Below are 15,279 nucleotides of genomic sequence, written 5' to 3' on the forward strand. Positions count from 1 at the left end.
GGAGTGATTTATTTATGAGTAGTTCTAAACAACTACGATGGTATAATGTTGCCATCATTGCCTTTGTTTCAGTATGGGGGCTTGGAAACGTTGTTAACAACTATGCAACACAAGGTTTATCCGTTATCGTATCATGGATATTAATAATGGCTCTCTACTTTGTTCCATACGTATTAATCGTTGGACAATTAGGTTCTGTTTTTAAAGATAGTACTGGCGGTGTAAGTAGTTGGGTAAAAAATACAACAACTAAACGTATCGGTTATTTTGCAGCATGGACTTATTGGGTAGTACATATTCCCTACCTAGCGCAAAAACCACAAGGAATTATCATTTCCATCAATTGGATTTTAAAACAAAATGGTGATTTCATTAACACAGGAAATGCAACTGTTATTGCTTTAATTGGTCTTGTTATTTTCTTATTCTTCCTATGGATTTCTTCTAAAGGTTTAACAACCTTAAAGACGATTGGTGGATTAGCTGGGACTGCCATGTTTATCATGTCATTATTATTTATTGTATTAGCTGTTTCAGCCCCTGCGATTACTGGAGCAACTTTTGCAACTCCAGACATGGGAAATATTAAATCATATTTGCCAAAATTTGATTTTGCTTATTTTACAACCATTTCAATGTTGGTATTTGCTGTTGGTGGAGCTGAAAAGATCTCACCTTACGTAAATGACACTAAAAACGCTTCTAAGGAGTTTCCTAAGGGAATGCTAGTCTTAGCTATCATGATTGCGGTTTGCGCGATTCTAGGCTCATTTTCAATGGGTATGCTCTTTGATAGCAATAATGTTCCAAATGATTTAATGGCCAATGGTGCTTATGAAGCATTTGGAAAACTAGGAGCTTACTATAAAGTTGGTAACTTCTTTGTTATTGTCTACGCAATCGCTCAAATGTTAGCACAAATTTCAGCCCTTGCTTTTTCAATCGATGCACCTCTTAAAATTTTATTAGCTGATTCTGATAAAGAGTTTATTCCAGAAAGCTTCTCAAAAACAAACAGCAAAGGAACACCTGTTAAAGGCTATATCTTAACTGGTGTATTAGTAAGTATTTTAATTATTGTTCCAGGGCTTGGTATTGAGAATATGAATGAAAACTACAAGTGGCTATTAAACCTTAACTCAATCGTTATGCCACTTCGTTATTTATGGGTATTCTTTGCTTATATGATGATAAATAAAATGCATAAAGATTTTGATTCAGATTATAAATTTATTAAGAATCCTAAGGTTGGTTATGTTGTTGGACTTTGGTGCTTCTTGTTTACAGCTTTTGCTTGTATTTTAGGTGCTGTACCTAAAATTCCTTATGCTGATAATCCAAAAGCATTCATCTTCCAATTAATCATGAATATTTTAACACCTATTGTCTTAATTGGTTTAGGCGTTATCTTCCCTATTCTTGCAAGAAAAGCACAAAATAAGTAAAAATAAGAAGAGGCTGACCCAAAAGTCTCTTAAATAAAATAAAAGGAACAGAATCTTTTTACGATTTTGTTCCTTTTTTTGACGAAAAAAATAGCACTATCCTTTATAATTAAAGCGTCTAAACCAAATCAAAAGGGAGTGCTATTTATGTATAAAAATTATAACATGAAACAAGTTACATTATCACTAGATTTAGAAATTTATTTAGAAAAAAACGACATCGCTTTCGCGATTAATGAATTAGTAGAGAGTATTCCAAGTCACGTTTTTTCTGTTTTTGATCATCAAATGGGAACCTCATCTTACGACCCAAGAATGATGTTGAAACTTATTTTATGTGGCTACACACAGTCAAATTTTTCTGGTAGAAAAATTGAAGCGATGACTAAAGATAGTATTCGTACTAGATGGTTGACTCAATCACAATTTCCTAACTTCAGAACCATTAATCGTTTTCGAGTGAATCCTTTGGTTCAGCCGATTCTTCAAGAGTGTTTTATTCAATTTAGAAATCAATTAGTTTCGCAGAAATTGATTGAAGAAGATGCTATTTTTATTGATGGGACCAAATTAGAAGCTAATGCCAATAAATATAGTTTTGTTTGGAGAAAGAGTACGACCAGATTTGACGATTCTCTAACAGAAAAATCAAAAATATATTATAAACAATTAGTCAAAGAAAAAATCATTCCGTCGATTCATAATGAAGATGAGGAATGGGATGATAAACAGTTGAATCTCATTGCCGATTCTATTGAAACTAAAGTATCTGAGTTGACTGAACAAATAGATGATACAGAAGACGTTACACTTAGAAAAGAACTCCGTCGTCAAAGAAAGGAACCTAAAAAAGCCTTAAAGGCTTTTCGAGAATTCAGTGATAGGAAGAAAAAATATAAGCAACAATATCAGATTTTTAAAGAGAGAAATAGTTTTTCAAAAATAGATATGGACGCTACTTTTATGAGAATGAAGGAAGATCATATGATGAATGGTCAACTGAAACCGGCATACAATATCCAAATCGCAACCAACAATCAATATGTTCTAGCTTATGATACTTTTTCAAATCCAACAGATTTTAAAACGATGATTCCCTTTTTGACCACTATCAAAGAATCTTATTTTGAGTTACCTAATTATATTGTAGCTGACGCCGGTTATGGAAGTGAAGAAAACTATCAAGCCATCTTGGATGATTTTGAGAGAACACCATTAATCACCTACACTATGTATCAAAAAGAACAGACCAAAAAATATAAACAAAACCCATTCATTACTAATAATTGGAAATACAATGAATTAACAGATAGCTATACTTGTCCTAACAATAGAGAACTGCATTTTAGAAATTACTCTACTCGCAATGATAAACAGGGATTTACAAAACAGTTAAAAATGTATGAATGTGAAACATGTATAGATTGCCCTGTCAGATCTTTGTGTACCCGAGCAAAAAGTAATAAAAGTAGAGTCATTAAAAAAAATGGTAACTGGGAATATTTTAAAGCTCACGCAAGAGAGCTTTTGAGCGATGATGTAACAGGAGCGATTTACCGTCGAAGAAAAATTGACGTAGAACCAGCCTTTGGAAACCTAAAGGCTAATTTGTCGTTCAATCGATTCTCGGTTAGAGGTCAAGATAAAGTAACACAGGAGTTAGGATTTGCCTTTATGGCTCTAAATTTGAGAAAATTAAGTAAATTTAGGAAGGATATAGACAGAAAAATAAGAAAAAACAAGAATTCCAAAATGATAAACCTCATTTTAGAATTCTTGTTTTGTTTTAAGAGACTTTTGGGTCAGGCTCTTCTTATTTATTTTTTAAAACGTAAAAAAACACTAGAGGCAATCTCTAGTGTTCGAAAAAGTTAACTAATTAGTTTTTTTCAATGTTTGTTGCTTGAAGTCCACGTTGTCCTTCTTCTACGTCGAAAGTAACTGCTTGACCTTCTTCTAAAGTTTTGAATCCTTCACCTTGGATAGCTGAGAAGTGAGCGAATACGTCAGTTCCGTCTTCTTGAGTGATAAATCCAAATCCTTTTTCTGCGTTAAACCATTTTACTGTACCGTTAGCCATGTGCTTTTCCTCCTATTGCGCATCTTTGTACGCGTATTATTGCAATAAATGTGACGCTTAATAGGAGAATTATATATATAAATAAATATTTTCCTAATACGAATCAAATTACTACACTAATTATTCTAACATAACAATATAGAGACTACAATCCTTTTATCCTATATATTTAAACAAAATAAATGATTTTTAGCGAATTTGATTGATTTTTTTTATAAAAGATTCTTTTCCATAAAAATCTTTATTTAAAAGCTCTGGAAAGATCTCATCAAAAAAATAAATAACAGACGGTCGATGAGAAAAGCTCTGAATAGTTTGAACTGATTCAATAAACATATCCATATAAACTTCTTCTGGATTACTTTTAACAATCTCTTCAAATGACTCATAAAGTAAATCAATTTTATCAGCTATGGCCAAAATCTCACCTTCTACTGTCTCATCTTTTCCTTCAAATAAACGTCGACGATAGATTTCTTGAAATTCTGTTGGGATTTCTTGTAAGATAAACTCTTCTGTCATTTTTTCTTCAACAATACTTAGCATGCCACGTAGTTCAGTGTTTGCATACTTCACTGGAGTTTTAATGTCTCCAATAAATCGCTCTGTATAATCATGATTTAAGGCTTTTTCATATAGAGATTTCCAATTAATCTCTACACCTTTCAACTCTTCAATATCTCCTAAAACTTGTGCAATAGATGCAACACGATAAGAGTGAGCTGCTACAGTGTGTTCCGTATACTTAAAGAAACCTGGTGCTCTAGAAATTTTTTCTAAGTTATTTAAACCTAATATAAATTCATTTAAACCCATGTTATCACCCCTAAACTTTTAACTATAATATCATTTTTGATAAAAGTTGCAAGGAAAAAGAAAAAATTATTTGTTTTTCTTACGTTCGATTTCTTTCTTTTTTATTAATTCAATAACATACAATACAATTGTTAGAATCAATATTGCCAAAGTCAAAATAATCGTTTGCACAGCATCATTATGAATAACTAATAACTGTCGTAAAATAGCTGTTATACTAATAATTACCAAATATTTAATTGGAATATTATGTGTGTCTTCAATATATTTCACTATCATGACTATAAACTCAAATAACATAAAAAACGCTAAGATATAATCTGAAATAATTCCTAATGACCTTTCACTATTTGGCATAATGATCACATTAAAAATCTCAACTAAATCCCGTGCCATATAAACAATAATCAATGTAGCTAGAGCGAATAAAAATAATTTTATAATACGATTCAACCAATTTTTATACTTTTCTACCATAAATGACCTCCCTTTAATCTTTTTTTATTTGTTAGAATTATCATATCTTTCTCTTTTTTTCTAGTCAATAAAAAAGGCTAGATAGACAAATCTCACTTAAGAGGTTTATCCATCTAGCTTTGGTATTTATTTTAAAAGTTGTTTTACTAAAAACAAATGGTGGCGCTTTGAAATAGTTAAACGAGGGACATCAAATCGTTTAATAATCTCTGTTACAACTACTGGATCTAACTCATCGCACAACCAATTATCAATACTTAAATCTTTTTCAAAGTTACTAAAATTAAAGAAGCAAATACTTTCTTCTCCTTGGGTAAAACGATAAATAGCAAAAAGATTATCTTTGGTATGATATAAAAAGTGACACTCACCTGTTAGTAACGAATCATGACTTCTTCTAATAGTTGCCCAATTTTGACAAACTTTCATTAATTCTTTGTTAGGAGTTTCCCAAGGGTAAAATCGGCGATTATCTGGATCTTTCTCACCGTATAACCCAACTTCATCCCCGTAATAAATACAGGGCACTCCAGGAGTCATGAAAAGTAAAGCAAATGCTAATGCTACTTTTTGAAACGAACCATCACACTCGCTTAATATTCTCTTTGTATCATGAGTTCCGATATTGTTAAAAAGATTATAATAGAAATAATCCGGATAATTCTCTTTCATCTCTAACATCTCTCTAGCGACATGTTGGATTGTTTTTCTTTCGTTAACTAAATCCAAGATCTGTTCTCGCAACGGATAATTCATCACCCCATGTAGAACTGGATGAGAGGCATACTCTTTACTCTCTCCATACGCAACTTTGTTAGAAGCATCTTCCCAGACTTCACCAATTAACACTTTCCCGTCTGTTTGATTAATATTTTTTCTAATGCCTTCCAAAAAGAAATTAGGCAATTCATCGGCTACATCTAAACGCCAACCATCAATGTTATATCTTTGCCAGAAGCTTAAAACACTGCCTGATTTACCATATATAAAATCTTGATAGCTCTTATTATGCTTATTTATTTCTGGTAAATCTGCTATTCCCCACCAAGACTCGTACTCATCAGGGTAATGTAAAAAAGTGAACCAATCTCGATATTTAGAGTGCGGATTGCGATAAGCTCCTTCATGATCACCAAAAAGCCCTGAATAATTGAAATACTGACTATTTCGACCGACATGAGAAAAAACACCATCTAAAATAATACGAATACCGTTTTCATGAAGTGCATCAACTAATTCTTTGAATTCTTCATTCGTTCCAAGAACTGGATCAATATTAAAATAGTCATTTGTGTCGTAACGATGATTACTGTTAGCTTCAAAAATAGGGTTTAAGTAAAGACCTGTTACTCCTAATTGATTGAAATAAGGAATCTTATTCTTAATCCCTTTTAAATTACCACCATAGAAATCCCATCTCTTTATATCACCTGATTCATCTTTGATATACATAGGTAAATCATTTTCAGTTCCATAAATAAACGTATTCGGTTTAGGTGAGTTGATTGTTTTATTTTCATTCCCATTAAAAAATCGATCTGGAAATATTTGATAAAAAATGCCTTGTTGATACCAATCAGGTGCTTGGTCATTTTCTTCATAGCAAGTTAATTGATACCACCTAATGCTAGCTTCATTGACATATTGATATCCTTCACCACTGTCTTTACTTTTTCCGTAATACAAACAAAACTCTTGTCCTTCATGATTAATTGCCGTAATTTTAAAACAATACAAATACAAACCACTACCTTTTGATACTTGGTAGTGGTATTTATATTTATTGGTTTCATATGGCTTCATGGAGCATTCTTCAATTTCAACTTTTTCCCCTTGTTTTTTCACAATTAACGCTACAGACTTAATGTATTCCTCTGAATCAACTTTAATATTAAAATTTACGGTTGAATTCATTTCAACTGCTCCAAAGGGCTGTTTAAATTTTTCTAACCACGAATTATATTGAATATCCAATAACTATTTCACCTCTTTAATGTTTGCGAATGGGGGCAATTCTCCAAATATCTTCAGAATATTTTCTAACGGTATCATCTGAAGAGAAATGACCTGCATGAGCAATATTAGTTAAACTCATTTTACCCCATTTTTTCTTATCTTTATAACTTTCGTCAATCCATTCTTGCGCTTCACAATAAGAAATGAAATCTCTTAAAACAAAGAACTCATCGTTATATTTAATTAATGAATCGAATATCTGTTGGCCTTCCATACTACAATTTGGAATAGTGCCATCAACAAACGCATTAACAACTCGGTGAATAATTGGGTTGTTTTGATAAATATCAGAGGCGTTATAATTTTGCTCATTATAATAACGATAAACTTCTGCTTCTGTTAAACCAAAAATAGCTATATTGTCATCTCCAACAGCATCTTTAATTTCAATATTAGCTCCATCAAGAGTTGCTAAAGTAATTGCACCATTCAACATAAATTTCATGTTAGAAGTACCTGATGCTTCTTTTGAAGCAAGAGAAATTTGTTCACTCACATCAGCAGCGGGAATAATGATTTCAGCTAAGCTGACATTGTAGTTTTCTAAAAAGACTACTTTTAGCTTACCTTGAATACTGTCATCATTATTAACTAAGTTTGCCGTTTCATTAATTAGCTTAATGACAGATTTAGCAAAATGATAACTTGGCGCTGCTTTTGCACCAAAAATGAACACTCTAGGTGTTATATCCAGATCAGGGTTTTCTTTTAAATCTAAATATAATTTAATAATATGCATCAGATTCATTAATTGACGTTTGTAAGCATGTAGACGTTTAATTTGGATGTCAAATATAGCATCTGGGGAAACCTCTACTTGATTATGCTCTTTGATATAAGCTGCCAATCTTTTTTTATTCTCATATTTAGCATTAGCAAGATCATTTAACAATTTATCATTATTCTCATGATTAAGTAATAAGCGTAAATCGCCAGTATCCTTTCGCCAAGTTTTACCAATGTATTTATCTAAAGTTTTTGATAATAAAGGATTACTTAACTGCGACCAGCGTCTTTGAGCAATTCCATTTGTTTTATTATTAAAACGTTCTGGATAAATAGCATAAAAATCTTTTAAGACTACTGATTTAAGTAAATCTGAGTGAAGTTTTGCTACACCATTAACTGAATGAGAACCAATAATAGCTAAATGAGCCATATGAACTTGGTCATGGCGAATAATACGAGTTCTCTTAATTAACTCATCATCAAACACACCTTGCCACTCTTCAACATAACGACGATCTATTTCTTCGATGATTTGGAAAATACGTGGACAAACTTCTTTAATAAGAGATGTTTGCCATTTTTCTAAGGCCTCTGACATGATTGTATGATTGGTGTAACTCATAACTTTCGTCGTAACATCCCATGCTTTTTCCCAAGCCATTCCTTCTTCATCAACAAACAGACGCATCAATTCAGCCACACACATTGCTGGATGAGTATCGTTAATATGAATCGCTATTGCTTTATTCATCTCAGTCATCGGTAAATCTAGGGTTTTATAATAATTAAAGATACTTTGCATCCCTGCCGAAACAAAGAAGTATTCTTGAGATAATCTAAAACGTCTCCCATGCTCATTAGAATCATCTGGATATAAAACCGATGTTAAGTTTTGTAATTCTTGTCTGTTTTCAAAATGTTGGAAATTTGCTTTTTCCTCTTCAGTGACCTCAGCACTCCAAAGGCGCATTGTATTAACAGTATCATTTTCAAACCCTGTCATTCCTGTATCGTAAGGAATAGCTTTAATTGAATAACCACCTTTATACATTGGTTTTAACTGGCCAGTAGGTGTTTCGATTAAGTAAACTTTCCCACCAAAATGAACATCAACTGCCTTACTTTCACGACGAACTTCCCACATGTTGCGGCTGTTTAGCCACTCGTCTGGAAGCTCTACTTGATAGCCATCGACAAATTTTTGTTTGAATAAACCATATTCATATCGAATACCGTTTCCGTTTCCTGGCATTCCAATCGAAGCTAAAGAATCCATAAAGCATGAAGCTAAACGGCCTAAACCGCCGTTACCTAATGCCATATCAGGTTCTTTTTTAGCTAAATCATCTAAACTAATACCTAAATCTTTCAAGCCTTCCTCTACTGTATCGTAAATACCTAGATTTAGTAAATTACTCTTAAGCATTCTCCCAGGTAAAAACTCAATTGAGAAGTAGTAAACTTGTTTTTGCTTTTCTTCTAAATAATCTTGTCTTGTGTGTTTCCAGTTACGACTATAATGTGAGGTAACTAGTTTTCCTAATGTTTCATAAAGTTCTTTATTAGAAGCATCTTCAATTGAAAGAGCAAACCTTTCTTGTAGTCTTTCTTCAAATTCTTCTTTAAAATTCTTCTTTGTAAATGTCATATTAATTATTTTCTACCTTTCGATACACAAACAAATCTTTTAAATAATGTCATTGTAAAGTGCGATATATTGCTCACAAGAATGACCCCAACTAAAATCTTTTCTCATGGCTTGTTTCATTAAACTCTCAAATGCTACCTTGTCATCTTTAAATAAGAATATTCCTTTTTTGATTACTTCCATTAAGAAATAAGGTTGGAAATTACTAAAACCAAATCCAGTCCCTTCTCCTGTAATTGGATTAAACGGAATAACGCTATCCTTTAATCCACCAACTTCATGAACAATTGGTAATGTACCGTATCTCATTGACATCATTTGTGACAGCCCACAAGGTTCACTTGCTGATGGCATTAAGAACAGGTCTGAACCAGCGTAAATCTGTTGCGCTAATGTTTCATCAAAACTGATATTCATACTTGTTTTTTCAGGGTATAAGTAACCAAAATGACTAAACTGATGTTCAAACATCGGGTCTCCGGTTCCAAGAAGGACAACTTGAACATCAAATTGCAGTAAATTATCTAACTCTGCTAACAAAATATGAAATCCTTTTTGATAAGTTAACCGACTAACCATACCTATCAGAGGAACATCTTCTCTAACTGGTAAACCAAGTCGTTCTTGAAGTTCCGCTTTATTTAACTTTTTAAGTTCTAGGGTATCCACGTTGTATTGATGACTCAATCGTTGATCTGTCTCTGGGTTATAGACATCGTAATCAATCCCATTTAAAATACCTGTTAACTTGTAAGAAATCATCCTTAAAATAGGGTCTAACCCAAAACCAAAGGCTGGTGTTTGAATTTCATTAGCATAATTAGGACTAACTGTCGTTACTTTATCAGCATATAAAATACCAGCTTTCATAAAGTTAACTGCATCATTAAAACGAATTGTTCCATCATCAAAACGCTCAGGTGTCATACCAAAGACTTCCGGTAAAATATCTCGTCCGTATTGACCTTGAAACTCTAAATTATGAATCGTTAAAATCGTTTTAATAGATGAGTAAGCTTCAATCCAATTATATTTTTCAGTCAATAAATAGGGAATCATTGCTGTATGATGATCGTTTAAATGCATCACATCTGGAATAAAATCAATTTTCTCCATCATTTCAATGATAGCTTGTTGGAAGAAAGCGAATTTTTCTCCATCATCATAATCCCCGTAAATATTAGCTCGGTTAAAATAGTACTCATTATCTATAAAATAATAATCAATCGAATCATGATGTAGATACTTGATACCGCAATACTGTTTTCGCCAGCCCACGTTTACTGTAAATTGGTAGATATCTTCACATTGATTTTTAAACTCTTCTGATATTTTTGAGAAATAAGGTAAGACAACTCGGACATCGATTCCCTGACGCTTTAATTCTTTTGGTAACGCACCAGCAACGTCTCCTAATCCTCCTGTTTTGAAGAATGGACTCGCTTCAGATGTACAAAATAAAACTTTCATCCAATTATCCCTCCGTTTGAATTAAATCTTCCATAATATGAGCATTTTTTTCAACAACAATTGGTTTATCTTTCGTTCCAATTACTCGAACGCCTTCTTCAATAATCACATTTTTATCAATAATGGCATATTCTACTCGTGCATCTTTTTTAATTTCAGTTTTCGCCATGATGATAGAGTCTGAAACGACTGCATTCTCTCTCACAACAGCACCCCTAGAAAAAATAGATTGTTTTACTTTACCATAGACTAAACAACCAGTAGCTAATTGACTATTGATAACCTCACTATCTTTTGAATAGTAAGTTGGTACACCGTTTAGATTCTTCATGTAAATCCTTTTACTTGAATGCAGTAATGATAAGAACTTACTTGAATCAAGCATATCCATATTAGCGTCATAATAAGATTTGATATCATAGATATTACTTAAATAACCAGTGTATTCAAATGCCCAAGTTGTTTTAGTTTTCATTGCATCTCTAAAAATATCTTCAATTTTAAGGGTATCATCAACTGCTTTGCCTTTTTTAAGCTCTTCAATTAACCAATCAGATTTAACAATAAAGATATTCATAAATAGATTTTCTGTTTCTTCTGAAGTAGTGTTTCCATCATAAACTGATAAATCTTTCACTTTTCCGTTACTTTCGATGTCTAGTAAAATGTCATTTTTAGCGATTTGCTCTGTTGGCATTTTTTTATAGACAACTGTTAAATCATCTCGGTGTAAATTATGAATATTACGAACTTCACCTAAATCTAAATTACATAACATTTTATTACCAATAAAAACAGTGAATTCAGAATCAGATTTTTGAATGTATTCGATGATAGCATCGTAATAATGTTCGTCAACTGTTTTTTCTCCCTCAAATCCTTGGAAGAAATGCATGAAGTAACGATTTGGTAAGCTGCTTAAATTCCACTCTTTCCCGCTACTAACATGGTCAATAACTGATTGAGTCATTCCTTGATTAAAAATCATATAGATTGAATGAATATCAGCATCTATAACATTCGATAGATTAAAATCAATCATTCGATAAATACCATCAAATGGCAGTAACGAAACAGGTCTTCTTGCAGTTAAAGGCAATAAGCCTTCGTATGTATTAATATCGCCAAGAATGGCACATGTTTTATTAGTCTTCATCATTACACACTCCTATTACTTCAGCATTACCAACGACAGCTACCTCTTCTTCACCGACAATTACGGCGTTATCACCAACAACAGCATTTTCACCAACGATGGCTCTTGAAATCAATGCATTTTTCCCAACCCTAGCACCAGGCATAATCACACTATTTTCAATTTTTGCTCCTTCTCCAATTTGAGTATCTGTTGATATTATACTGTGAGTCACATCACCAGAAACGTAGCAACCACTTGCAATAAGTGATTCATTGACAGATGCACTGTCACTTAAGAATTGAGGTGGAGAAACACGGTGTTTAGTTGTAATACGCCAATTACGATCTCGAATATTTAATTCATTCTCAGGACTAATAAATTCCATATTAGCTTCCCAAAGCGATTCAACTGTTCCAACATCTTTCCAATAGCCATTAAAATTATAAGCATAAACTCTTTCACCGCTATTGATATAAGAAGGAATAATATGCTTCCCAAAATCAAGCATTTCACCATCTTTTTGATGTGTTGTTAATAAAAACTCACGCAAATATGCCCAATTGAAAATGTAAATTCCCATTGAAGCTAAATTATTTTTTGGCTCTTCTGGTTTTTCTTCAAATTCAATGACTCGGTTATTTTTATCTGTATTCATAATACCGAAACGAGATGCTTCTTTTATAGGTACTTCAATAACAGATACAGTCAAAGAGGCATTATTTTGTTTATGCGCTTCTAACATTTTTTCATAATCCATGGTGTAAATATGATCTCCAGATAAAACAAGAACATATTCAGGGTCCATTCGGTCAATATAGTCCATGTTCTGGAAAATAGCATGAGCTGTTCCTTCAAACCATTTACTACCATCATTTGCTGAAAAAGGTTGTAAAACGGTTAAATCAGAATTTAGACCATCCAATCCCCAACTATCGCCATTGCCAAGATGAGAATTTAAAATTAAGGGTTCGTACTGGGTAACAACACCAACATTTGAAATATTTGAATTAATACAATTGCTTAATGTGAAATCAATAATGCGATATCTTCCGCCAAAAGGAACGGCAGGTTTGGCAATGTTTTGAGTTAATTTTCCTAACCTAGAACCTTTACCGCCTGCTAAAATCATTGCTAAAACTTCTGTTTTCATATTGACTTGATGAGTAATAAAACCTCATCATCCTCCTCTCAAATTCTCACTATTTTTTACGATTGATCCGAACGTCAGCTGGTTTTAATATAAGTGCACCTAAAGCTGGTACCGTTGTTTCAATTGAGTAATCAAACTGTTTAAATTCATTGTTACTTGTTTCACATGATTTATTATGTTTCTCCCATGTTCCCCCAAATTCTTTCATCTCAGTGTTCCAAACTTCTTCATAAGTCCCTTCATAAGGAACTCCTATTTGAAAGTTTTTTCTTTCAACAGGTGTCATGTTTAAAATGACTATATAAAAATCTTTCTTTTTCTTACCTTGACGAATAAAAGATAAGACGGTATCACTCTTGTTATCTGCATCAATTATTTCAATCGTCTCTCTTGTATCCTCTAATTCCCAAAGACAAGATGATTGACGATAAAACTCATTTAATTCAGACGTAAAGAACTGCATTTGTTGGTTTAACTCATCTTCTAAATCAACCCACTCTAACTCTTCATTAAATTTCCACTCTAAAAACTGTCCCCACTCGCTTCCCATAAACAGAAGTTTTTTTCCAGGGTGAGTGATTAAATAAGTGTAGAGATTTCGAAGTTGAGCAAACTGTTTGTAACGGTCTCCCCACATTTTATGCATTAAACTCTTCTTACCATGAACAACTTCATCATGGGATAGAGGTAAAATAAATCGTTCCTCCATCATGTACATGAATGAAAAAGTCATCAAATTAAAATTATCACCTCTAAAAAGAGGATCCATTTCATAGAACCGTAAAATATCATTCATCCATCCCATATTCCACTTGTAATCAAATCCAAGTGAGTTTTCAATGCTACCAGTTATTTTCGTTTCAGATGAGCTTTCCTCAGCTATCATTAGAACTTCTGGATGTTCATTTTTCATGACAGCATTCAATTTTTGTAAGAAATAATACCCTTCTAGGTTAGTATATCCACCTTCATGATTTAGCGTAAATGGACCATCATCATAGTTTCGATAAATCATACTTGATACCGCATCTACCCTAATCCCATCAATGTGAAACGTTTCAACCCAATATAAAATGCTTGAAATTAAAAAGCTCTGAACTTCTGGTCTTCCTAAATCAAAATTGATTGAACCCCAACGGCGATTTTCAGCGCGTTCAGGATCAACATATTCAAATTGTGGTGTCCCATCATAATAAGCTAGAGCGTCATCATTCACACAAAAATGTCCTGGTACCCAATCAACTAGAACACCAATATTATTGAGATGACATGCTTCTACAAATTCTTGGAATTCTTCTGGTGTTCCATATGTCGAACATAACGCAAAATAACCAATCAATTGATACCCCCATGATTGGTCAAGTGGATGTTCCATTAATGGCATAAACTCAACGTGGGTATAATTCATTTGTACTAAATAAGGAACGAGTTCTTCTGTTAGGTCTTTGAAAGTGTAAGGGTTTCCATTTGTGTGTTGTTTAAAAGAACTAGCGTGAACTTCATAGATATTAAGCGGGCGTTTGAAATGATTGCTTCTTTTGTGCCTTCCTTTAAATAGCCCATCTTTCCATTTCTTTTCTTTTTCAATATAGACAACACTAGCATTTCCAGGTCTTTTTTCAAACATTTTAGAAAACGGGTCGATTTTCATTATTTTACGTCCATTTTGTTGTGTCACATGAAACTTATATAAATCCATCTCATTTGGTAAATCAGTTATAATTTCCCAAATACCAGTTTCTTTATCATATGTCATTGGTTCTGTATCTTTCCAATCATTAAAATCACCAACTAAAAAGACTTCTTGAGCGTTAGGTGCCCAAACACGGAATACATAAAACTCACCTTGTTCATCGTTTATTAGATGAACCCCTAAACAGTTTTGACTCTTAAAGTTTTCACCTGTTACAAAACTCTTTTTACATAAAGCTTCGTCGTGAAAAATTTCTGAATCTTGCCTTTTCATAAAGTTTATCATCACCCTTTCCAACACATAACTACAAACAAGTTTTTTTCGTTTCATTATCTTGTTTATACATATATAATACCACACTAAACGTTTGTTAGTTGATTTATTTTTCAAAAAACAGGATAAATATGCATGTTTTTTCTTAGTAATATTTTATTATCGATTTTTACTGTTTTATTCCCTTTATAAGGGTAACAAACCATCAAAATAAGTCGAATGACGTATCATTTGTTAATAATAACAATTAAATGTTTGTTATTTTCTAATAAAAAACCAAAGTTTCATCCTTTTTTCTTTTTATTTTCAAAAAACAATAAAAAGAACGACATTTTACCAAAAAT

The 15,279-nt window shown here is 32.6% G+C and carries 11 protein-coding genes; 2 read left to right on the forward strand and 9 right to left on the reverse strand.

Annotation, left to right across the window (positions count from 1 at the left end):
- The first annotated feature begins 14 nt into the window (after positions 1-14).
- Both H9L18_RS08480 and H9L18_RS08485 read left to right on the forward strand, forming a co-directional pair.
- Positions 15-1,445, forward strand: coding sequence for an APC family permease (locus H9L18_RS08480; RefSeq protein WP_126793431.1), 1,431 nt, complete (start codon positions 15-17; stop codon positions 1,443-1,445).
- Between the two features lie 147 nt (positions 1,446-1,592).
- Positions 1,593-3,320, forward strand: a complete 1,728-nt coding sequence (locus tag H9L18_RS08485) for an IS1182 family transposase (protein WP_187559333.1) — start codon at positions 1,593-1,595, stop codon at positions 3,318-3,320.
- A gap of 4 nt (positions 3,321-3,324) precedes the next feature.
- On the opposite strand, the gene H9L18_RS08490 is transcribed toward H9L18_RS08485, so the two are convergent.
- From H9L18_RS08490 to glgB, 9 genes are all read right to left on the reverse strand, one after another.
- Positions 3,325-3,525 carry a cold-shock protein gene (locus tag H9L18_RS08490; RefSeq protein WP_126796571.1) on the reverse strand — a complete coding sequence of 67 codons (201 nt, stop codon included), beginning with the start codon at positions 3,523-3,525 and terminating at the stop codon, positions 3,325-3,327.
- Between the two features lie 189 nt (positions 3,526-3,714).
- A complete protein-coding gene (locus tag H9L18_RS08495) occupies positions 3,715-4,341 on the reverse strand; it encodes a YfbR-like 5'-deoxynucleotidase (RefSeq protein WP_126796569.1) in 627 nt (208 codons plus the stop codon).
- Positions 4,342-4,407: 66 nt separating this feature from the next.
- Positions 4,408-4,818, reverse strand: a complete 411-nt coding sequence (locus tag H9L18_RS08500; protein WP_126796567.1) for a phosphate-starvation-inducible PsiE family protein — start codon at positions 4,816-4,818, stop codon at positions 4,408-4,410.
- Positions 4,819-4,944: 126 nt separating this feature from the next.
- Positions 4,945-6,732 (reverse strand): glycoside hydrolase family 13 protein, encoded by a 1,788-nt coding sequence (locus tag H9L18_RS08505; RefSeq protein ID WP_187559334.1) that lies wholly within the window; start codon positions 6,730-6,732, stop codon positions 4,945-4,947.
- A 76-nt stretch (positions 6,733-6,808) separates the two neighbouring features.
- A complete protein-coding gene (locus tag H9L18_RS08510) occupies positions 6,809-9,211 on the reverse strand; it encodes a glycogen/starch/alpha-glucan phosphorylase (protein WP_126796563.1) in 2,403 nt (800 codons plus the stop codon).
- Positions 9,212-9,250: 39 nt separating this feature from the next.
- The gene (gene glgA / locus H9L18_RS08515) at positions 9,251-10,681 is read right to left on the reverse strand and encodes a glycogen synthase GlgA (RefSeq protein WP_126796561.1); all 1,431 of its coding nucleotides are present in this window, start codon (positions 10,679-10,681) and stop codon (positions 9,251-9,253) included.
- Between the two features lie 4 nt (positions 10,682-10,685).
- Positions 10,686-11,837 carry a glucose-1-phosphate adenylyltransferase subunit GlgD gene (gene glgD / locus H9L18_RS08520; RefSeq protein WP_126796559.1) on the reverse strand — a complete coding sequence of 384 codons (1,152 nt, stop codon included), beginning with the start codon at positions 11,835-11,837 and terminating at the stop codon, positions 10,686-10,688.
- Positions 11,827-12,969, reverse strand: coding sequence for a glucose-1-phosphate adenylyltransferase (locus tag H9L18_RS08525; protein WP_126796557.1), 1,143 nt, complete (start codon positions 12,967-12,969; stop codon positions 11,827-11,829). The genes glgD and H9L18_RS08525 overlap by 11 nt, the downstream gene beginning before the upstream one ends.
- A gap of 49 nt (positions 12,970-13,018) precedes the next feature.
- Positions 13,019-14,935 carry a 1,4-alpha-glucan branching protein GlgB gene (glgB, locus tag H9L18_RS08530; protein WP_246433268.1) on the reverse strand — a complete coding sequence of 639 codons (1,917 nt, stop codon included), beginning with the start codon at positions 14,933-14,935 and terminating at the stop codon, positions 13,019-13,021.
- Between the last annotated feature and the right edge of the window lie 344 nt (positions 14,936-15,279).

The sequence above is a fragment of the Vagococcus carniphilus genome (assembly GCF_014397115.1).
GTDB classification, from domain to species: Bacteria; Bacillota; Bacilli; order Lactobacillales; family Vagococcaceae; genus Vagococcus; species Vagococcus carniphilus.

Coding starts and splice junctions, on each gene's coding strand:
- H9L18_RS08500 (WP_126796567.1), bottom strand. CDS start 4,818: ATGGTAGAAAAGTATAAAAATTGGTTGAATCGTATTATAAAATTATTT.
- H9L18_RS08525 (WP_126796557.1), bottom strand. CDS start 12,969: ATGAAAACAGAAGTTTTAGCAATGATTTTAGCAGGCGGTAAAGGTTCT.
- H9L18_RS08490 (WP_126796571.1), bottom strand. CDS start 3,525: ATGGCTAACGGTACAGTAAAATGGTTTAACGCAGAAAAAGGATTTGGA.
- glgB (WP_246433268.1), bottom strand. CDS start 14,935: ATGAAAAGGCAAGATTCAGAAATTTTTCACGACGAAGCTTTATGTAAA.
- H9L18_RS08485 (WP_187559333.1), top strand. CDS start 1,593: ATGTATAAAAATTATAACATGAAACAAGTTACATTATCACTAGATTTA.
- H9L18_RS08505 (WP_187559334.1), bottom strand. CDS start 6,732: ATGAATTCAACCGTAAATTTTAATATTAAAGTTGATTCAGAGGAATAC.
- H9L18_RS08495 (WP_126796569.1), bottom strand. CDS start 4,341: ATGGGTTTAAATGAATTTATATTAGGTTTAAATAACTTAGAAAAAATT.
- glgD (WP_126796559.1), bottom strand. CDS start 11,837: ATGAAGACTAATAAAACATGTGCCATTCTTGGCGATATTAATACATAC.
- H9L18_RS08510 (WP_126796563.1), bottom strand. CDS start 9,211: ATGACATTTACAAAGAAGAATTTTAAAGAAGAATTTGAAGAAAGACTA.
- H9L18_RS08480 (WP_126793431.1), top strand. CDS start 15: ATGAGTAGTTCTAAACAACTACGATGGTATAATGTTGCCATCATTGCC.
- glgA (WP_126796561.1), bottom strand. CDS start 10,681: ATGAAAGTTTTATTTTGTACATCTGAAGCGAGTCCATTCTTCAAAACA.